This window comes from Rossellomorea sp. SC111 (genome assembly GCF_024733565.1).
Classification (GTDB): Bacteria; Bacillota; Bacilli; order Bacillales; family Bacillaceae_B; genus Rossellomorea.
The window spans coordinates 142812-162177 of record NZ_JANIOC010000006.1; the positions used below are offsets into that span (position 1 = coordinate 142812).

A 19366-nucleotide genomic window follows, 5' to 3' on the forward strand; every position below is an offset into this window, starting at 1 on the left:
TTATATCTTTTCTTCTAAATATCGTTTCCCTGCTTTCAATCGTCATTTTATACTCCAGACAGAACCGTTTTGTAAACTTGGAAAAAGAGCAAAAGAAAATCATTGTTGAAATGGAAGATATCATTTCAGCTTATCTGATTGAAATGAAAGAAGAAAATGATGAATTCATGCGAAAGTTCAGTACACAAGTCCGTAATGACAAAGAACATGTGCTTCACACCGAGGAAAATGAACAAGAGGAGGATCTCAGGCCTTCTGAAGAGGTTACAAAGTGGACAGGTGCCGGGTATAAGCGCGCTTCACAAGCTTATAAACAGATGAGAGAGCTTGGACCGGACCCTGATGAACACTCCAAAGAATCCGAACAAGACCCACTCCTGAAACAAATATTGACTTTAAGGAAAAAAGGGATGTCAATTGAAGAAATCGCTGAATCTCTTGGAAAAGGTCAAACAGAAATCGAGCTCCTGTTGAAATTCCGTCAAATTATGTAGGAAAACCTTGCTTGGCAGGGATAGGTATGCTATAGTATTCATGGTGTGATTACACACGTTTCCCGAGTGGGGTAGATGGTGCTATTCTATAAAATAGTTTCTACTTTCCAGATGACGGAAACGGAGGAGAAAAACAAAACCATTTAGGAGGAAACACACATGTCAGTAATTTCTATGAAACAATTGCTTGAAGCTGGTGTACATTTCGGACACCAAACTCGCCGTTGGAACCCAAAAATGAAGAGATACATCTTCACTGAGCGTAACGGCATCTACATCATCGACCTTCAAAAAACAGTTAAAAAGGTTGAAGAAGCTTATAACTTCGTGAAAGAGCTAGCTGGTAACGGCGGTAAAGTTCTTTTCGTAGGAACAAAGAAACAAGCACAGGAGTCTGTTAAAGAAGAAGCAGAACGTGCAGGTATGTACTACATCAACCAACGTTGGTTAGGTGGAACACTTACAAACTTCGAAACAATCCAAAAACGTATTACACGTCTTAAAAACATCGAAAAGATGGAAGAAGACGGTACGTTTGAAGTACTTCCGAAGAAAGAAGTTGTACAACTTAAAAAAGAACATGAGCGCTTAGTTAAATTCTTAGGCGGAATCAAAGATATGAACACGCTACCTGATGCATTATTCATCATCGACCCTCGTAAAGAGCGTATCGCAGTAGCAGAAGCTCGTAAACTTCATATCCCTATCGTGGGTATCGTTGATACAAACTGTGATCCGGATGAAATCGATGTTGTCATTCCTGCGAATGATGATGCGATCCGCGCGGTCAAACTTCTAACAGGTAAAATGGCGGATGCTATTTTAGAAGCTAAGCAAGGTGAAGAAGCAGCTGTAGCAGCTGAGTAATCAACGAAAGGTGATAAGAGGGCTTACCCTTATCACCTTTTTTTAAAGAATATTCACATCTACCGCACTCTACCAGAGTGTTGGTGCATTTATGACTCATACCAATAGGTCACTGAAGTCTACATAGTCAAACTAAGGAGGAAACCCACTATGGCAATTACTGCACAAATGGTTAAAGAACTTCGTGAAAAAACTGGCGCTGGAATGATGGATTGTAAAAAAGCGTTAACAGAAACCGACGGAGACATGGACAAAGCAATTGACTTCCTACGTGAAAAAGGAATCGCGAAAGCAGCTAAAAAAGCGGACCGTATCGCGGCTGAAGGAACTACTTACATTGCAAGCGAAGGAAACACTGCAATCATTCTTGAAGTGAACGCAGAAACAGATTTCGTTGCGAAAAACGAAAACTTCCAAAACCTTGTTAAAGAATTATCTGATCACCTTCTTGCTAACAAACCGGCATCTGTTGAAGAAGCCCTTGAGCAAAAAATGGCAAATGGTTCAACTGTAAATGAATTCATCAACGCTGCTATCGCAAAAATCGGGGAAAAACTCACACTTCGCCGTTTTGAAATCCGTACGAAAGATGATAACGCTGCGTTCGGTGAATACCTGCACATGGGTGGCCGCATTGCTGTTCTTACAGTAGTGGAAGGCACTACAGATGCAAGTGTAGCGAAAGATGTTGCGATGCACGCTGCAGCATTGAATCCTAAGTATGTTTCCCGTGATCAGGTTTCAGCTGAAGAAGTAGAACGTGAGCGTGAAGTACTTAAGCAGCAAGCACTAAACGAAGGTAAGCCTGAAAACATCGTTGAAAAAATGGTGGAAGGCCGCCTTGGTAAATACTTTGAGGATATCTGCATCCTGGATCAAACTTTCGTTAAGAATCCAGACCAAAAAGTACGTCAATACCTTGAAGCAAATAAAGCTACTTTAACTGATTTCACTCGTTACGAAGTAGGAGAAGGTCTTGAGAAGCGTCAAGAAAACTTCGCTGAAGAAGTAATGAATCAAGTTAACAAATAAGATAAGCTAAAGTTGAACATTATTTAGTAGGGAACACCTAGTGTGTTCCCTATTTTTCAAGAAAAATTCTATTTTATGGAGGTTCCCATGAGCGTTCCAAAATACAAACGTGTCGTTCTTAAACTTAGTGGAGAAGCATTAGCCGGTGATGATGGCTTCGGAATTAATCCTTCTGTCATTAAAAATGTAGCAGAAGAAGTAAAAGAAATCGCTGAACTTGACGTAGAAGTAGCAGTTGTCGTTGGCGGAGGAAATATCTGGCGTGGTAAAATAGGTAGTGAAATGGGAATGGATCGTGCATCTGCAGATTATATGGGGATGCTTGCGACCGTCATGAACTCTTTGGCTCTTCAAGACAGTCTTGAACAGCTGGGCATTGAAACAAGGGTTCAAACATCCATTGATATGCGCCAAGTGGCAGAGCCATACATTAGACGCAGGGCCATCCGTCATTTAGAGAAGAAGCGGGTTGTAATCTTTGCGGCAGGTACAGGTAATCCATACTTCTCAACGGATACTACAGCTGCGCTCCGAGCGGCGGAAATCGAAGCAGAAGTGATTCTTATGGCTAAGAACAACGTAGATGGTGTATACTCAGCAGATCCTAAGAAGGACGAAACGGCTGTTAAATATGAAGAACTATCTTATTTAGATGTTCTGAAGGAAGGCTTAGCCGTAATGGATTCAACAGCATCTTCTCTATGTATGGACAATGATATTCCGCTTATTGTATTCTCAATTATGGAGAATGGAAATATCAAGAGAGCCATCACCGGTGAAAATATTGGTACAATCGTAAGGGGGAAATCATAATGCCAAACACGATCATAACAAATGCAAAAGAAAGAATGACAAAGGCCATTCAAACGTTTTCACGTGAGTTAGCGAGCATCCGTGCAGGAAGAGCCAACGCTTCCCTGCTCGATAAGATCTCGGTGGATTACTATGGTGCACCGACACCAGTCAATCAATTAGCCGGAATCTCTATTCCTGAAGCCCGTATGCTTGTCATACAACCATATGACAAATCCGCTTTAGGTGACATCGAGAAGGCGATCCTGAAGTCGGATCTGGGGATAACACCTACCAGTGATGGGAACATCATCCGTATCGTCGTCCCTGCTTTAACGGAAGAACGACGCAAGGAACTTGTGAAACTTGTGAAAAAAGAAGCGGAAGATGCAAAGGTCGCTATCCGTAATATTCGCCGTGATGCTAACGATGAATTGAAGAAAAAAGAAAAGAACGGAGACATCACTGAAGATGATCTTCGTGGTTACTCTGATGATGTTCAAAAAGCGACGGATGAAAGTATCGTCAAAATTGATAACATCGCAAAAGACAAAGAACAAGAAATGTTGGAAGTATAATCTTTCAAAACGAATCATTAGGGGCTGTCCTGTAAGTGAACTCATATTCCTTATGGGCCGGTCCCTTTGCTTTGGTAGAGAGTCAAGAATAAACGACACAGCTTTCCTTTTCTCTGATGGAGCGTTTTGTTCCGGTCGTGATTGGGCGTACGATCTGGACAAAACGTTCCCATATTTATATGAATATACATAATCTATTTTCTTAAAGATATCTTCCTTGTTTTTTGATATGATAGTAAAGGTAAATATTTTTTGGATTGTTGGTGGAGGATTTTTTATGCTAAACAAGCTTAAACAATGGAAACGACAGCAAACTTCCGAGGAAGTGGATGATCGATTTCAGGAATTACTAAAACACCCGATTCCGGGTCATATAGCGATCATTATGGATGGTAATGGGCGATGGGCCAAAAAAAGAGCGTTGCCAAGGGTGGCAGGACATCATGAAGGCATGAAGTGTGTCCGCAAGATTACCAAATTGGCAAATGAACTGGGACTCGAAGCCTTGACCTTATATGCTTTTTCTACAGAGAACTGGAAACGCCCTAAAATGGAAGTAGAGTTCCTTATGAAATTACCAGAGGAATTTCTGGGGACGTTTCTTCCCGAATTGGTTGAAGAAAATGTGCAAGTGAAGATGATGGGCTCTCCGGATGCTTTGCCTCTCCATACGAGGACGGCCGTTAAAAAGGCCATGGAAGCAACAAAGGACAATGACGGGCTAATCCTGAACTTTGCTTTGAACTACGGCAGCCGGTCAGAAATCATCGATTCTATGAAGCATGTCTTAAAAGATGTCCAGAATGGAATACTAGATGAGAGTGATTTAAACGAAGAACTGTTTTCAAGTTATTTGATGACTAAAGATTTAAAAGATCCAGACCTGCTTATTCGAACGAGTGGAGAAATCCGCTTAAGTAACTTTATGCTTTGGCAATTGGCTTATACCGAGTTCTTTTTCACAGATGTACTGTGGCCGGATTTCGGTAAGGAACATCTAGTTGAAGCCATCGAGGCATATCAAGGTCGTTCAAGAAGATTTGGTGGGTTACAAAGCGAGGAATCCTAATGAAACAAAGAATTATTACAGCAGTGGTAGCGGCAGCGATATTTTTACCAATCATCATTTTTGGCGAAACGCCATTCATCATTTTAATGTATCTGATCGCTTCCATCAGTTTATACGAGGCTTTAAAGATGAGGGGGCGTTGGATCTTCAGCATCCCGGGCTTGTTATCCCTTGCTCTTTTATGGGTGTTCCTCATTCCGACGGAAACAATCGGTATCATTACAGATTTCGGATACTCCAAGATTGAGCTTGCCTTTCTTGCCGTGTTATTATTTTTAACGTATACAGTGGCGACCAAGAACCGCTTCAATTTTGATGATGTTGCGTATTCACTTTTAAGCGTTTTATATGTGGGGATCGGTTTCTTTTATTTCATGGAAATCCGATTATTAGAAAATGGCGTGCAATATGTCTTTTATGCGTTATTTATCATTTGGGCAACCGACTCGGGTGCTTATTTCATCGGCAGAGCAATGGGGAAAAAGAAGCTATGGCCGGAAATCAGCCCGAATAAGACCGTTGAAGGCTTCGTTGGTGGCATCATCTGTGCTGTCATCGTGGGTGTCATCATGACGTTTTTCACCGATCTTGATATGTCCATCCCTAAACTTGTGATCGTGACAGCGATTCTATCTATTTTTGGGCAGATAGGGGACTTAGTGGAGTCTGCTCTCAAAAGGCACTACAAAGTGAAGGATTCAGGACAATTACTGCCGGGACACGGTGGTATGCTGGATCGTTTCGATAGCTTGTTATTTGTTTTACCCCTTCTTCACTTTCTGTTATAACATTGATTTAATGTGAGGAAGGTTGTAATCGGGAGGAGTGTAGGTGTTGAAGAAAATCAGCTTGATGGGTGCTACAGGGTCCATTGGGACACAAACCCTGGATGTCATCAGGGAACATCCTGAAGAATTTAGACTGACAGCCATGTCTGTCGGCAAAAATATAGAAGAAGCCAGGAACATGATCACTGAATTCAATCCGAGGCTCGTATCTGTACAGTGCAAAGAAGATGCTGAAACATTATCCAGGGAATTTCCTTCCTCTGTAAAAGTCCTTCATGGTGAAGAAGGATTGGTGGAGGTGGCGTGTCACCAGGATGCCGATATCCTTGTGAATGCCGTACTTGGGAGTGTAGGGTTATATCCTACCCTTCAAGCCATCGAGGCTGGGAAAACGATTGCGATTGCCAACAAAGAGACTCTTGTAACAGCCGGTCATCTAGTAATGGAAGCAGCAAAGTCCAATGGGACGTCCCTGCTGCCGGTGGATAGTGAACATTCCGCTATCTTCCAGGCACTTCAGGGAGAGCGGGAGAAGAACATAGAAAAGTTAATTATTACGGCATCAGGTGGAAGTTTCAGAGATCGTACGAGGGAAGAATTGATCGGTGTCACGGTACATGAAGCGTTGAATCATCCAAATTGGTCAATGGGGGCTAAGATCACCATTGACTCGGCATCCATGATGAATAAAGGGTTGGAGGTCATTGAAGCCCATTGGTTGTTTGATATCCCATACGACCAGATAGACGTTGTGCAACACAGGGAAAGCATCATCCACTCGATGATTCAATTCCATGACTCATCTGTCATGGCCCAACTGGGAACACCCGATATGCGTGTTCCCATTCAATACGCCCTTACCTATCCTGACAGGCTTCAAAGACCTGGGAAAAGGCTGGACCTTGTAGAAATAGGAAAACTCCATTTTGAAAAAATGGACTTAAATCGTTTCCGATGCCTGGCTTTTGCTTACGAAGCGGGAAGGATCGGCGGAAGTATGACGACGGTTCTGAATGCCGCAAATGAAGCAAGTGTAGCGCTGTTCCTGGATAATAAAATATCTTTCCTCGACATAGAAACATATATTGAAAAGGCTATGAATGCCCATCAGGTAATACATAGGCCTGACCTTGAAACCATACATGAAATAGATCTCGAGACCCGTCGACTCGTTTCAAGTTGGTTGTAGGCAAGGGTCTTTAGCATGTTTACACAGAGTGATACGTAGAATGATAGTGGACATGTTTCTTGCGGGATACTAACATTTAAATCTGTTTCCAACAGGTTATAAAAAAGGTGGTTTTATATTTGCAAACGGTGATTGCCTTTATTGTTATTTTTGGGGCTTTAGTATTTTTTCATGAACTTGGGCATTTAATCTTCGCTAAACGTGCAGGAATCCTATGCCGTGAATTTGCCATAGGGTTTGGTCCTAAAATATTTTCTTATAAAAAGGATGAAACAACCTACACCATTCGTTTACTGCCTCTGGGGGGCTTTGTCCGGATGGCAGGAGAAGATCCGGAAATGGTGGAGCTCAAGGCTGGTCATCGTGTGGGACTTGTACTTGATCAGGATGAAAAAATCGTTAAAATTGTCATGAATAATAAAGATCGCTATCCCAATATTCGTGTCATCGAAGTGGAAGAAGCGGATCTCGAACACAGACTGCATATCCGTGGATACGAGGAAGACGAGGAAGAATTGAAAACCTTCCTGATTTCACGACATGCGGTATTCATTGAAGATGGTGTGGAAACGCAAATAGCCCCGTGGGATCGACAGTTCGCTTCCAAGACCCTTCCCCAAAGGGCATTGGCCATCTTTGCCGGACCGTTATTTAATTTCATTTTAGCCTTTTTTATCTTCATCCTGGTCGGCCTACTACAGGGTGTACCTACAAACGACCCGGTACTTGGGGAATTGACTGAAGACGGGGCAGCGAAAGAGGCTGGCCTTCAAAAGAATGACATCGTCATGAGTATCGACGGGAAAGAAATTTCCACTTGGGAAGATATTGTGACGATTATTCAGGAACATCCGGGAGATGAACTGAGATTTAATGTTGACCGGGATGGCTCAAATGCTGAAATCCCTGTCACTCCAAAGCCTCAGGAAATCGAAGGGAAAGAGATCGGGATCATCGGAGTTCACAGCCCCGTGGAGAAGTCACCACTCAAGGTCGTCTCCAACAGTGCCCAGCAAACCTATGAATGGACCAAAATGATTTTTGTACTGTTAGGGAAGCTCGTGTCTGGGGAATTCTCCATCGATGCCTTATCAGGACCTGTGGGAATCTACCAATCGACTGACGTAGTGGCGAAATCAGGAATATACTATCTGATGAGATGGGCAGCCATCCTCAGCATCAACTTGGGAATCATGAATTTATTACCGATCCCGGCTCTTGATGGAGGCAGACTTCTATTCTTTGCCGTAGAAGCGGTCAGAGGAAAACCTGTAGATCGTCAAATGGAAGGAATGGTCCACTTCGTCGGATTCGCCCTTCTCATGGTACTCATGCTCGTCGTCACATGGAATGACATACAAAGATTTTTCCTTTAGAATTCAATGAATGAAACAAAACAGGCAGTTTCTCCCTTTGTAATCAAAAAATGAGGGTGTTACTGCCTGTTCATTTAAGTTAAAATAGTGAGAAGGAAATTCTTACACTACATAAATAATTAATATGGTATGAGGTGCTAGTAAATGAAGCAACAAAATACATTCATCCCGACACTAAGGGAAACACCTGCTGATGCAGAAATCAAAAGTCATCAGCTTCTGCTGCGTGCGGGTTTCATCAGACAAAATGCCAGCGGGATCTATAGCTTTCTGCCACTGGGAAATAAAGTGTTGAAAAAAGTAGAAGAAATCATCCGTGAGGAACTGGATGCTGCAGGTGCTGTCGAATTGCTTATGCCTGCCCTTCAACCTTCTGAACTTTGGAAGGAATCCGGCCGCTGGGGTACGTACGGACCGGAATTGATGCGAATGAAAGATCGTCATGACCGTGAGTTTGCACTTGGGGCCACCCATGAGGAAGTCATAACCAGTTTAGTGAGGGATGAAATTAAATCGTACAAGCGCCTGCCCCTCACCATGTACCAGATCCAAACGAAATTCCGTGATGAGAAACGTCCCCGCTTTGGGCTATTGAGGGGAAGGGAATTCATCATGAAGGATGCATACTCTTTCCATTCATCATTTGAAAGCCTGGACGAGACGTACGATGCATTATTTAAAGCCTATTCCAATATTTTCAGTCGATGCGGATTGAATTTCAGGGCTGTGATCGCTGATTCCGGTGCCATGGGCGGTAAAGATACACATGAATTCATGGTATTATCTGAGGTTGGTGAAGATACAATCGCCTATTCCGATTCATCTGATTATGCAGCCAATATTGAGATGGCTGAAGTAGTGGGAGGCTACACGGAATCAACCGAAGAGATGCTTGAAATGACAAAGGTATCAACACCTGACGTCAAGTCCATTGAGGAAGTGTCCGCTTTCTTATCCGTAGACAAGGATCGATGCATTAAGTCTCTATTATTTAAAGTGGATGATGAGTTTGTTTTGGTATTATCCCGTGGTGATCACGAAATCAATGATATTAAAGTGAAGAATCTTTTAAATGCAGGTGTGGTTGAGCTTGCTTCAGCTGAAGAAACGAAAGAGGTCATCGGTTGCGAAATTGGATCAATCGGTCCCTGCTCGTTAAATGTGAAGATTGTAGCAGATCAGGCAGTCAAATATATTCGAAATGGTGTTGCTGGGGCGAATGAATCAGGCTATCATTTTAACAATGTGAATCCTGAACGTGATTTCGAGGTATCCCAGTATGCAGACCTGCGTTTCATTCAAGAAGGGGATCCTTCTCCTGACGGAAATGGAACGATCATTTTCGCAAAGGGAATAGAAGTAGGACATGTTTTCAAACTCGGAACCAGGTATTCCGATTCTTTAGGAAGCTCATTCCTTGATGAAAACGGCCGGTCTCAATCCGTCATCATGGGCTGTTACGGTATAGGAGTCTCCCGTACTTTAGCTGCTGTGGCCGAACAATTCAACGATGACAAGGGTCTTTTATGGCCAAGGAATCTGTCTCCATACGACCTTCATTTAATTCCCATCAATATGAAGGATGACGCACAGGCAACACTCTCAAACGAACTATATGACATATTTAAAGAAAACAGATATGATGTATTAATGGATGATCGAGCTGAACGTCCGGGAGTGAAGTTTGCCGATTCAGACTTGATTGGCCTTCCGATCCGCGTAACGGTCGGGAAGAAAGCCGGAGAAGGAATCGTAGAAGTGAAAGTTAGAAAAACCGGTGAAGTGTTAGAGGTTCATAAAGATGAACTTCTCTCCAACCTGCAAGAACTATTCAAGACACTTTCTTAAATCTAAAAGGGCTCGACTTTAAAGGAGGCCATCCTTTTGCTGTCAGCCCTTTTTATTCTGTAAACAAAATGATTCAAGAGTGGAAATGGGGGAAAGGAATATGGGAGAAAAGCCCCTGGGCAAAAGGGAAAGGTTTCAATTGTTGCTGCAGCAGTTAGGCTTAACAGAGGATGCCTTTGTTCAGTACTTCAGACATGCTGAAATTGAGAAATTGGCAGTGTACCGCAAGGAAAAGAAATGGCATTTCTACTTTACGTTTGAGGAAATCATCCCTTGTAACGTTTGGAGCAAATTTTCGATTGCACTGCAGACATCCTTTAAACATATTGCCAATGTAGGCTATACGATCAAGGTGTTGAATCCCAATGTAACGGATCAGCATATTTTGGATTACTGGCAGGATTGTGTAAAGGAAATTCAAGGGATATCACCTCCCTTATTAAAATTATTAAATACCCAAAAGCCGAAAATCAATGGAAACAAAATCATTGTGCAGGCTTCAAATGATACAGAAGCAACACAGCTAAAAAGAAAATACGGAGATATGATCACCTCCACTTTTGAAAATTTCGGTTTTCCTAAATTTGTTCTGGATGCAGAGGTAAGTCAAGTAGAGGAACAAAGCAATGAATATGAGAAATTTCTGGAAGAAAAGCTTAAAGAGGATCAAGAAAGAGCAAAACAGGCACTAATCGAGATGGAAAAAGCAGAAAAAGAGGGTCCAAGCGATGCACCGAGTGGTCCATTCATGCTTGGCCTTACGATCAAAGACGATGCTGACTTCCGAAGAATCGAAGAAATTTATGACGAAGAGCGTCGTATCGCCATTGAAGGTTATGTGTTCGATTGTGAGACAAGAGAACTCAGAAGCGGACGCACCTTGCTTACATTTAAGGTGACCGATTACTCAAGCTCGATTTTGGTCAAAATGTTCTCCAGGGATAAAGAGGACGCAGCGGTCATGAACAACATGAAGAAAGGTATGTGGGTGCGCTGCCGTGGAAGCATACAAAACGACACATTTGTACGAGACCTTGTCATGATTGCCAATGATGTGAATGAAATCAAGCCGGTCCTTAGACTCGATACTGCCCCGGCAGATGAAAAAAGAGTAGAGCTGCACATGCATACTCCAATGAGCCAAATGGATGCCGTCTCTTCCGTTGCAAGCCTTGTGGCCCAAGCAAAAAAATGGGGTCATAAAGCGGTTGCGATAACAGATCATGCTGTTGCACAATCCTTCCCGGAAGCATATAACGCAAGTAAGAAAAATGATATTAAACTTTTATATGGTGTAGAGGCCAATCTTGTGGATGATGGGGTCCCGATAGCCTATAATGATCGCGATCTTCCCCTCGAAGACAGCACCTATATTGTATTTGACGTCGAAACGACCGGTCTTTCCGCAGTTTACGACACCATCATTGAACTCGCCGCGGTTAAAATAAAAGATGGAGAGGTCATTGATAAATTCGAGTCATTTGCGAACCCTCATCATCCGTTATCTGCCACGACGATTGAGTTGACGGGCATTACGGATGACATGGTACAGACTGCTCCAGAGATAAATGATGTCCTTCTCAGATATCATAAGTGGGTCGGGGATGACATCCTGGTCGCACATAATGCATCGTTTGATATGGGATTTTTGAATGCAGGGTATCAAAAAGCCGGTATCGAAAAAGCTTCCAATCCCGTCATAGATACATTGGAGCTTGCAAGACTCCTTTATCCTCAATTTAAGAATCACCGTCTGAATACACTGGCGAAGAAATTCGATATCGAATTGACCCAGCATCACCGAGCGATCTATGATGCAGAAACAACTGGGTATCTCCTTTTGAAAATGTTGAAAGACGCAGTCGAAAAAGGGATCACGAACCATAATCAATTCAATGATTATATGGGGAAAGGCGATGCGTATAAACGTTCAAGGCCATATCATTGTACGTTGATTGCCCAGACGGAAGAAGGGCTGAAAAACCTTTATAAGCTCGTTTCCATTTCTCACATGAATTATTTCTTCCGGGTACCAAGGATTCCCCGCTCCCAGCTGCAAAAGTACCGTGCGGGTATCCTGGTAGGTTCAGGTTGTGACAAAGGAGAAGTATTCGAAGGGATGATGCAGAAAGGAAAAGAAGAGGTCGAGGAAAAGGCCCATTTCTACGATTATCTGGAAGTTCACCCTAAAGAAGTGTACCAGCATTTGATTGAATTAGATCTCGTACAAAGTCAGAAGAACCTGGAAGATATCATCCAAAATATCGTTGAGATGGGAAGGGAATTGGATAAGCCTGTTGTGGCGACCGGGAACGTTCATTATTTAAATGAAACGGATAAAATTTATCGTAAAATCCTTGTGGGGTCCCAAGGTGGGGCCAATCCGTTGAACCGTCATGAGCTTCCCGATGTTCATTTTAGAACAACGAATGAAATGCTGGATGCTTTCTCTTTCCTGGGTAAAGAAACGGCTAAAGAGATAGTAGTGGATAATTCGAATAAGATTGCCGATATGGTAGACGTCATAAAGCCGATCAGGGACGATCTCTATACACCGAAAATCGAAGGTGCCGACGAGGAAATGCGCCGGATGAGTTATGCCATGGCGAAAAGCATATATGGCGAAGTGCTTCCGGAAATTGTCGAAGCCAGAATTGAAAAAGAGTTAAAGAGTATCATCGGACACGGTTTCGCGGTCATCTATTTAATCTCTCATAAGTTGGTTAAGAAATCGTTGGACGATGGTTATCTGGTTGGTTCACGGGGATCGGTCGGTTCTTCTTTCGTAGCGACAATGACGGAGATCACGGAAGTGAATCCACTCCCTCCTCATTACGTCTGTCCGTCCTGCAAGAAATCTGAGTTCTTTGATGATGGATCAGTCGGATCAGGTTTCGACCTGCCTAATAAGGACTGCCCGGATTGCGGTGTCCCTTATAAGAAAGACGGACACGATATACCATTTGAAACCTTCCTGGGGTTCAAAGGAGACAAAGTTCCTGATATCGATCTGAACTTCTCGGGTGAATATCAGCCGAACGCTCATAACTACACAAAAGTTCTTTTCGGGGAAGACAATGTATATCGGGCAGGTACGATCGGGACAGTGGCGGAAAAGACCGCCTACGGGTATGTAAAAGGATACGCGAATGATCACCAGCTTCAGATCCGTGGAGCGGAAATTGACCGTTTGGTAAGTGGGTGCACCGGTGTCAAGAGAACAACCGGGCAGCATCCTGGAGGAATCATCGTTGTACCTGATTATATGGATATCTTTGATTTCTCACCTATCCAATTTCCCGCTGACGATTCAAACTCGGAATGGAAAACGACGCATTTTGATTTCCATTCCATACATGATAATCTCTTGAAACTGGATATCCTGGGACACGATGACCCGACTGTCATCCGTATGCTTCAAGATTTATCCGGGATCGATCCCAAGACGATTCCTACCGATGACCCTGAAGTGATGAAAATCTTCAGCGGTACAGAATCCCTGGGTGTAACAGAAGATCAAATCATGTGTAAGACCGGGACACTAGGGATCCCTGAATTCGGTACGAGATTCGTCCGTCAGATGCTTGAAGATACTAAGCCGACAACGTTCTCCGAGCTGGTCCAAATTTCAGGGCTTTCACACGGTACCGACGTATGGCTCGGGAATGCACAAGAGCTTATTCATAACAATATCTGTAATCTGAGCGAAGTGATCGGGTGTCGTGATGATATTATGGTATACCTGATCTATCAGGGACTCGAACCTTCACTTGCCTTTAAGATCATGGAATTTGTCCGTAAAGGAAAAGGCCTTCAGGAAGAATGGGTAGAAGAAATGAAGAAGAACGGGGTGCCGGATTGGTATATCGATTCCTGCCTGAAGATCAAGTATATGTTCCCGAAAGCCCATGCTGCCGCATATGTATTAATGGCTGTTCGTATTGCGTACTTTAAGGTGCACCATGCACTACTTTACTATGCCGCTTATTTCACCGTTCGGGCGGAAGATTTCGATATCGAAGCGATGGTAAGAGGATCACAGGCTGTAAGAGCCAAGATCGAGGAAATCAATAGTAAAGGCCTGGATGCATCACCGAAAGAAAAGAATACGCTAACGGTTCTGGAGTTGGCACTTGAAATGTGCGAAAGAGGCTATAAGTTCCAGAAAGTTGATCTGTACCGTTCAGCGGCTGCTGAATTTGTGATCGATGGAGATACTTTGATCCCGCCGTTCAACTCCATACCCGGACTTGGAACCAATGCTGCCATCAATATTGTGAAAGCAAGGCAGGATGGGGAATTTCTATCTAAAGAAGATCTGCAGCAAAGGGGCCGCGTGTCCAAGACCATTATCGAGTATCTGGATAATCACGGATGCCTGGAAGCTTTGCCGGATAAGAACCAATTATCTCTGTTCTAAGACTGATACCATGGGAATTGTTTGCATAAACATGTTGATTATGGTATATTTTTATTGGAAATACTAAAGATAGCTCTAAAGGTAGAAGAGTGGGGTCGCACCCCACTCTTTCGTTATTACATGGAGATTTTTTTGAACTATCATTTCTAGTCTTGGTGCACGATTTTCATATAGACCAGGAGGTAAGTATGAGCAAAATAACAACACTAGTAGAAGAAATTGTTACACCAATCTTAGATGACATGTCTTTGGAACTCATTGATATGGAATATGTTAAAGAAGGATCCAATTGGTTTCTTCGCATATTCATCGACAAGGATGCCGGTGTTGACATTGAAGAATGCGGAATAGTAAGTGAAAGACTTAGTGAAAAGTTAGATGAAATTGACCCAATTCCTCATAATTACTTTTTAGAAGTTTCTTCACCGGGTGCTGAACGTCCTTTAAAGAAAGACAAGGACTTCGAAAAAGCCATCGGCAAAAATGTTTATGTGAAAACATATGAGCCATTCAACGGCGAAAAAGCATTTGAAGGAACACTTCTTTCCTATACTTCAGACCAATTATCATTAGAAGTAACCATTAAGACTCGAAAAAAGAAGGTTGAAATTCCAACAGATAAGATAGCCATTGCACGATTGGCTGTTACATTTTCATAGGAACTAACCGCACTATAAAGGGGGATGAAACCACCATGAGCACTCAGTTATTAGATGCTCTTACTGTTTTAGAGAAAGAAAAAGGCATTGCCAGAGATGTCATCATTGAAGCCATCGAAGCGGCACTTGTGTCAGCTTACAAACGAAATTTCAACCAGGCACAAAATGTCCGTGTAGACCTTAACCTTGATACAGGTACGATGAGAGTCTTCGCCCGTAAGGAAGTCGTGGATGAAGTGTTCGATTCCCGTCTTGAGATCTCGGTTGAAGACGCTGGAGAAATCAACCCAAGCTACGAAGTGGGAGACGTTGTTGAACTTGAAGTTACTCCTAAAGATTTCGGGCGCATTGCTGCTCAAACGGCTAAACAGGTTGTGACCCAGCGAGTGAGGGAAGCAGAGAGAGGAATTATCTATTCCGAATTTGTGGACCGGGAAGAAGATATCATGACAGGTATCGTTCAACGTCAGGACAATCGCTTCATCTATGTGGCTTTAGGGAAGATTGAAGCCCTCTTACCGGTGAGCGAGCAAATGCCTAACGAAACATACAAACCTCATGACCGGATCAAGGTGTTCATCACGAAGGTGGAAAAGACGACAAAAGGTCCTCAAATCTTTGTTTCACGAACACACCCGGGCCTTTTAAAGCGACTGTTTGAAATCGAGGTTCCTGAAATCTTTGACGGAACGGTAGAAATCAAATCCGTTGCGCGCGAAGCCGGTGACCGTTCTAAAATTTCGGTTCACGCAGAAAACTCTGAAGTAGATCCCGTAGGTGCATGTGTGGGAACTAAAGGTGCCCGTGTACAGGCGATCGTGAACGAACTGAAAGGTGAGAAGATCGATATCGTCCAGTGGTCTGAAGATCCCGTGACTTTCGTCGCCAATGCTTTGAGTCCTTCTAAAGTACTGGATGTACAGGTGAACGAAGAAGATAAAGCAACCAGAGTCGTGGTACCTGACTATCAACTATCACTCGCAATCGGTAAACGTGGTCAAAACGCTCGTCTTGCAGCTAAATTGACAAACTGGAAGATTGATATCAAGAGCGAAACAGATGCACGCGAATTAGGATTATATCCTCGGCAAGAAGCCTTTTTGCCTCAGGATGAAGAGGACGAGTATGACAACGAGCCTTTAAATATTGATTTCGAAAATCAAGATTAAGAGGTGGGCAAGATGGGTGTAAACAAGAAGATTCCGCTGCGCAAATGCGTGGCAACGGGTGAAATGAAGCCAAAAAAAGAAATGATACGTATTGTCAGGTCTAAAGAAGGGGAGGTTTCCATCGATCCTACTGGTAAGAAATCAGGACGTGGAGCCTATCTCTCGAAAGATAAAGACGTCATTTTATTAGCCAAAAAGAAAAATACTTTAGCCAATCAATTACAAGCGAAAATAGATGAATCTCTTTACGATGAATTGATTAGCCTTGTAGAGAAGGAGTAACGTTTAGCGTATGAATCAGAATCGTTGGATGTCACTTTTAGGATTGGCAAATCGGGCACGTAAGATTATTTCAGGTGAAGAGCTTGTTATTAAAGAAGTTCGTAGTGGACGAGCGAAACTTGTCATTCTTTCCCAAGATGCTTCTGCTAATACAAACAAGAAAATCACGGACAAATGTAAATCCTATAATGTCCCGGTTCGCTTAGTGGAAAACAGGCATGACTTAGGTCAGGCCATTGGAAAAGAGGCAAGGGTAGTCGTCGCCGTAATGGATGCCGGCTTTGCCAAAAAATTATCCGAACTGCTCGATTGAATCTCAGTGGGGGTGAACATATGAGCAAGATGCGTGTATATGAATATGCAAAGAAATACAATGTTTCAAGTAAAGATGTGATCGAAAAATTAAAGCAACTGAATATTGAGGTATCAAACCATATGGCAACTATAGAAGATGACGCAGTAACAAAATTGGATGCGATGTACAAAGGTGATTCAAAAGGGGAAGGAAATAAAGCCGCGAAAGAATCCAAATCAAGTGCATCCAAGTCAAACGAAGCTCCAAACAAGGAAAAGGTTAAGACAGCACCGAAAAATCGTGAAGGAAAAAAACACGATCAACAGAACCAATCAAAGGAGAAGAAGGTCTTCAATAATAATAATAACAACAACAATAAAAACAGAAACAACAAACAAAATAAGCAGAACAAAAATTTCAAGCAGGCTCCTCAGCAGCAAACACCTGCCAAGAAAAAAGAGCTACCATCAAAGATCACATTTTCAGAATCACTGACGGTTTCAGAACTTGCTAAAAAGCTTCATAAAGAACCATCTGAAATCATAAAAAAACTATTCATGCTTGGTGTCATGGCAACCATCAATCAGGAACTGGATAAAGATTCGATTGAATTGATTGCAGGTGAATACGGTGTCGAGGTGGAAGAAGAAATCAAAGTGGACGCGACCGATCTTGAAGTATATTTCACCGAAGATACAAAAGAGCAAAGCGAAGAACGTCCATCTGTCGTAACCATCATGGGTCACGTCGATCACGGTAAAACAACGCTTCTTGACTCCATCCGTAACACGAAAGTGACAGCAGGGGAAGCTGGCGGGATCACACAGCATATCGGTGCTTATCAAGTGGAAGTGGACGGCAAGAAGATCACGTTCCTTGATACTCCGGGACATGCTGCCTTCACGACTATGCGTGCACGTGGTGCCAAAGTAACGGACATTGCTATCATTGTAGTAGCTGCCGATGACGGTGTTATGCCTCAAACGGTTGAAGCAATCAATCATGCAAAAGCAGCAGAAGTACCGATCATCATTGCTGTAAATAAAATGGATAAAGAAGCTGCCAACCCAGATCGTGTAATGCAGGAGCTGACAGAGTATGAATTGGTTCCTGAAGCATGGGGTGGAGACACAATCTTCGTTCCATTATCTGCATTATCCGGTGAAGGAATCGACAATTTACTTGAAATGATCGTTCTTGTAAGTGAAGTGGAAGAGCTTAAAGCGAATCCACATCGTCTTGCACAAGGAACAGTCATTGAAGCTCAATTGGATAAAGGCCGCGGCTCCGTTGCCACTTTACTTGTCCAAAACGGAACGTTAAAAGTAGGGGATCCAATAGTAGTAGGTAATACTTTCGGGCGTGTCCGTGCTATGGTCAATGACCTTGGTCGCCGTGTGAAAGAAGCCGGCCCTTCTGCTCCTGTTGAAATCACAGGATTGAATGATGTTCCACAGGCAGGGGATCGCTTCGTCGTATTCGAAGATGAGAAAACAGCGCGTTCCGTTGGTGAAGCGCGTGCATCCCAAGCGCTTCAAGCCCAACGTGGAGAAAAGTCCAAGGTTAGTCTTGAGAACCTGTTCGAGCAAATGAAACAGGGAGAAATGAAGGACCTGAATCTTGTGCTTAAAGCGGATGTTCAAGGATCGGTTGAAGCACTGGCTGCTTCGTTAATGAAGATTGAAGTAGAAGGTGTCAATATCAAGATCATCCATACTGGTGTAGGGGCGATTAATGAATCTGATATTACACTGGCGTCTGCTTCGAATGCCATTGTGATCGGCTTTAATGTGCGACCTGATGTCAATGCCAAGCGTACTGCTGAAGCAGAAGGCGTAGAAATTAGATTACACCGCATCATCTATAAGGTAATGGAAGAGATTGAAGCGGCAATGCAAGGGATGCTTGACCCAGAGTTTGAAGAAAAGATCATTGGTCAGGCGGAAGTACGTCAAACATTTAAAGTGTCTAAAGTTGGTACGATTGCGGGAAGCTATGTAACAGAAGGTAAGATTTCACGTAATAGTGGAGTACGTCTCATCCGCGACGGAATCGTTATCTTCGAAGGTGAACTCGATGCCCTTAAGCGGTTTAAGGATGACGCTAAAGACGTAGCCAAAGGTTACGAATGTGGTATTACGATCAAGAACTTCAATGATGTGAAGGAAGGCGACGTCATCGAAGCCTTCATCATGGAGGAAATTACACGTAAATGATCACATATGTTGAATGTGAGTGCATGATTTATGACTCTCACTCATTAAAAGATAAGCGGGCTGTCCTGCAAAGGATCATGTCACGTCTTAAACAAAAATTCAATGTATCGGTTTCTGAAATCGGATATCAGGATGTGTGGCAGCGTACAAGGATTGCCATCGTCACTGTCGCTTCTTCCAAAGGAGCTAGTGAAAGAGAGATTGAACATGCATTGAAATTCATGGATTCTTTTCCTGAGTGGGAACGACTGGAAACCCAAATCGAGTCACTATAAGGAGCGCCTTATATCAA

The 19366-nt window shown here is 43.0% G+C and carries 17 protein-coding genes; all 17 read left to right on the plus strand.

What is annotated here, in order from left to right; genetic code table 11:
• Positions 1 to 77: 77 nt before the first annotated feature.
• The 17 genes from NQ095_RS09720 (at position 78) to NQ095_RS09800 (ending at position 19349) form a co-directional block, all read left to right on the plus strand.
• Positions 78 to 494: a DUF6115 domain-containing protein gene (locus NQ095_RS09720; RefSeq protein WP_258263275.1), complete on the plus strand. Its 417-nt coding sequence runs from the start codon at positions 78 to 80 to the stop codon at positions 492 to 494.
• Between the two features lie 159 nt (positions 495 to 653).
• On the plus strand, positions 654 to 1361 hold the full coding sequence (gene rpsB / locus NQ095_RS09725; RefSeq protein ID WP_034760179.1) for a 30S ribosomal protein S2: 708 nt from the start codon (positions 654 to 656) through the stop codon (positions 1359 to 1361).
• Positions 1362 to 1511: 150 nt separating this feature from the next.
• A complete protein-coding gene (tsf, locus tag NQ095_RS09730; protein ID WP_258263276.1) occupies positions 1512 to 2393 on the plus strand; it encodes a translation elongation factor Ts in 882 nt (293 codons plus the stop codon).
• Between the two features lie 87 nt (positions 2394 to 2480).
• Positions 2481 to 3206: a UMP kinase gene (gene pyrH, locus NQ095_RS09735; protein WP_034760174.1), complete on the plus strand. Its 726-nt coding sequence runs from the start codon at positions 2481 to 2483 to the stop codon at positions 3204 to 3206.
• Positions 3206 to 3763, plus strand: a complete 558-nt coding sequence (gene frr / locus NQ095_RS09740; RefSeq protein ID WP_098440752.1) for a ribosome recycling factor — start codon at positions 3206 to 3208, stop codon at positions 3761 to 3763. The genes pyrH and frr overlap by 1 nt, the downstream gene beginning before the upstream one ends.
• Positions 3764 to 4040: 277 nt before the next feature.
• The gene (locus tag NQ095_RS09745) at positions 4041 to 4832 is read left to right on the plus strand and encodes an undecaprenyl pyrophosphate synthase (protein ID WP_258263277.1); all 792 of its coding nucleotides are present in this window, start codon (positions 4041 to 4043) and stop codon (positions 4830 to 4832) included.
• Entirely contained in the window at positions 4832 to 5620 is a 789-nt protein-coding gene (locus NQ095_RS09750; protein WP_258263278.1) for a phosphatidate cytidylyltransferase, read from the plus strand. Before NQ095_RS09745 ends, NQ095_RS09750 begins: the two co-directional genes overlap by 1 nt.
• Positions 5621 to 5666: 46 nt before the next feature.
• Positions 5667 to 6809, plus strand: coding sequence for a 1-deoxy-D-xylulose-5-phosphate reductoisomerase (gene dxr / locus NQ095_RS09755; protein WP_258263385.1), 1143 nt, complete (start codon positions 5667 to 5669; stop codon positions 6807 to 6809).
• Positions 6810 to 6928: 119 nt separating this feature from the next.
• Positions 6929 to 8185 carry an RIP metalloprotease RseP gene (gene rseP, locus NQ095_RS09760; protein ID WP_258263279.1) on the plus strand — a complete coding sequence of 419 codons (1257 nt, stop codon included), beginning with the start codon at positions 6929 to 6931 and terminating at the stop codon, positions 8183 to 8185.
• 144 nt (positions 8186 to 8329) lie between these two features.
• Entirely contained in the window at positions 8330 to 10033 is a 1704-nt protein-coding gene (locus NQ095_RS09765) for a proline--tRNA ligase (protein ID WP_258263280.1), read from the plus strand.
• Positions 10034 to 10133: 100 nt separating this feature from the next.
• Positions 10134 to 14453 carry a PolC-type DNA polymerase III gene (locus NQ095_RS09770; protein ID WP_258263281.1) on the plus strand — a complete coding sequence of 1440 codons (4320 nt, stop codon included), beginning with the start codon at positions 10134 to 10136 and terminating at the stop codon, positions 14451 to 14453.
• Between the two features lie 188 nt (positions 14454 to 14641).
• Positions 14642 to 15112 (plus strand): ribosome maturation factor RimP, encoded by a 471-nt coding sequence (rimP, locus tag NQ095_RS09775; protein WP_258263282.1) that lies wholly within the window; start codon positions 14642 to 14644, stop codon positions 15110 to 15112.
• Positions 15113 to 15147: 35 nt separating this feature from the next.
• Positions 15148 to 16281 carry a transcription termination factor NusA gene (gene nusA, locus NQ095_RS09780; RefSeq protein ID WP_258263283.1) on the plus strand — a complete coding sequence of 378 codons (1134 nt, stop codon included), beginning with the start codon at positions 15148 to 15150 and terminating at the stop codon, positions 16279 to 16281.
• 12 nt (positions 16282 to 16293) lie between these two features.
• Complete coding sequence (rnpM, locus tag NQ095_RS09785) at positions 16294 to 16563, plus strand: RNase P modulator RnpM (protein ID WP_034760146.1); 270 nt, start codon at positions 16294 to 16296, stop codon at positions 16561 to 16563.
• 10 nt (positions 16564 to 16573) lie between these two features.
• Positions 16574 to 16876, plus strand: a complete 303-nt coding sequence (locus NQ095_RS09790) for a YlxQ family RNA-binding protein (protein ID WP_258263284.1) — start codon at positions 16574 to 16576, stop codon at positions 16874 to 16876.
• Between the two features lie 20 nt (positions 16877 to 16896).
• On the plus strand, positions 16897 to 19074 hold the full coding sequence (infB, locus tag NQ095_RS09795; RefSeq protein ID WP_258263285.1) for a translation initiation factor IF-2: 2178 nt from the start codon (positions 16897 to 16899) through the stop codon (positions 19072 to 19074).
• Positions 19071 to 19349, plus strand: a complete 279-nt coding sequence (locus NQ095_RS09800) for a DUF503 domain-containing protein (protein ID WP_258263286.1) — start codon at positions 19071 to 19073, stop codon at positions 19347 to 19349. The genes infB and NQ095_RS09800 overlap by 4 nt, the downstream gene beginning before the upstream one ends.
• The last annotated feature ends 17 nt before the right edge of the window (positions 19350 to 19366 follow it).

Bases quoted from the DNA above. Each gene is read 5' to 3' on its own strand.
- rpsB (WP_034760179.1), top strand. From the start codon at position 654: ATGTCAGTAATTTCTATGAAACAATTGCTTGAAGCTGGTGTACATTTC.
- tsf (WP_258263276.1), top strand. From the start codon at position 1,512: ATGGCAATTACTGCACAAATGGTTAAAGAACTTCGTGAAAAAACTGGC.
- pyrH (WP_034760174.1), top strand. From the start codon at position 2,481: ATGAGCGTTCCAAAATACAAACGTGTCGTTCTTAAACTTAGTGGAGAA.
- frr (WP_098440752.1), top strand. From the start codon at position 3,206: ATGCCAAACACGATCATAACAAATGCAAAAGAAAGAATGACAAAGGCC.
- NQ095_RS09745 (WP_258263277.1), top strand. From the start codon at position 4,041: ATGCTAAACAAGCTTAAACAATGGAAACGACAGCAAACTTCCGAGGAA.
- NQ095_RS09750 (WP_258263278.1), top strand. From the start codon at position 4,832: ATGAAACAAAGAATTATTACAGCAGTGGTAGCGGCAGCGATATTTTTA.
- NQ095_RS09765 (WP_258263280.1), top strand. From the start codon at position 8,330: ATGAAGCAACAAAATACATTCATCCCGACACTAAGGGAAACACCTGCT.
- NQ095_RS09770 (WP_258263281.1), top strand. From the start codon at position 10,134: ATGGGAGAAAAGCCCCTGGGCAAAAGGGAAAGGTTTCAATTGTTGCTG.
- rimP (WP_258263282.1), top strand. From the start codon at position 14,642: ATGAGCAAAATAACAACACTAGTAGAAGAAATTGTTACACCAATCTTA.
- nusA (WP_258263283.1), top strand. From the start codon at position 15,148: ATGAGCACTCAGTTATTAGATGCTCTTACTGTTTTAGAGAAAGAAAAA.
- rnpM (WP_034760146.1), top strand. From the start codon at position 16,294: ATGGGTGTAAACAAGAAGATTCCGCTGCGCAAATGCGTGGCAACGGGT.
- NQ095_RS09790 (WP_258263284.1), top strand. From the start codon at position 16,574: ATGAATCAGAATCGTTGGATGTCACTTTTAGGATTGGCAAATCGGGCA.
- infB (WP_258263285.1), top strand. From the start codon at position 16,897: ATGAGCAAGATGCGTGTATATGAATATGCAAAGAAATACAATGTTTCA.
- NQ095_RS09800 (WP_258263286.1), top strand. From the start codon at position 19,071: ATGATCACATATGTTGAATGTGAGTGCATGATTTATGACTCTCACTCA.